The organism is Streptomyces sp. SID3343 (assembly GCF_009865215.1).
Lineage (GTDB): Bacteria > Actinomycetota > Actinomycetes > Streptomycetales > Streptomycetaceae > Embleya.
The window spans coordinates 1-985 of the sequence record NZ_WWJX01001187.1 but is presented as its reverse complement, the minus strand read 5'-3'; the positions used below and the strand labels follow the sequence as shown (position 1 = coordinate 985).

Here is a 985-nt window from a genome sequence, read left to right as displayed (position 1 = left end):
ATCGCGCGGCTGCCGCTGGGCTGGTTCGACCCCGGCCGGATCGGCGGCCTGGGCCGGCTGACCAGCAAGGGCGTGGTCACCGTCATGGGTGTGCCGGCGCACCTGCTGCGCCCGATCGTGACCGCGTTCGTCACGCCCGCCACCGTCGTGGTCGCGATGGCGTTCTTCGACTGGCGACTCGCCCTGTGCGCGGCGATCAGCGCCCCCCTGCTCGTGCTGACCTACCGGTGGACCGGCAACCTGGTCGTCGCCGCGGACACCCGAGCACACACCGCCGCCGCGGAGGCCAACGCGCGGCTCGTCGAGTTCGCCCAGTCCCAGGCGGTGCTGCGCGCGTTCGGACGTACCGACTTCGGCGCACGCCTGCTCGACGACGCCCTCCTGGAGCGACGCAACGCGGGCCGGGCTTTGCTGTCCCGGGCCGTCCCGGGCCTGATCGGCTTCATCCTCGTCGTGCAACTGGCCTTCACCGTCCTGCTGTTCGCGGGTACCGGACTGGCCCTGCACGGATCGATCGAGACCGGGAAACTGATCGCGATCCTGGTACTCGGCGCACGCTACGTCGAACCGCTCATCACCGCCGCCGACCTCGGCAGCGCGCTGCGCATGGCGGACAACTCGGTCGAGCGCATGCGCGATCTACTGGACACCGCGCCCCTGGTGGAACCCGAGACCCCGGCGACGCTCGGCGGACCCGAAATCGCCTTCCACGACGTGAGTTTCGGCTACGGCGACAAGGCGGTCCTGGAGCATGTCGACTTCACCGTCGCGCCGGCCACGATGACCGCGATCGTCGGGCCTTCCGGGTCCGGCAAGACCACCGTGGCTCGTCTGGTCGCGCGCTTCTTCGACGTCGACACCGGCCGGGTGACCATCGGCGGCACGGACGTGCGCGAACTGGGCACCGAGCAGGTGATGCGCCAGGTGTCGATCGTCTTCCAGGACGTGTACCTGTTCGCCGGAACCATCATGGACAACATCCGGA

Annotated in this window: 1 protein-coding gene; it reads left to right on the top strand. The window is 69.8% G+C overall.

The window, feature by feature from the left end:
* A partial coding sequence (locus GT354_RS37355) for an ABC transporter ATP-binding protein (RefSeq protein ID WP_161360827.1) occupies positions 1-985 on the top strand: 985 nt, incomplete at both ends.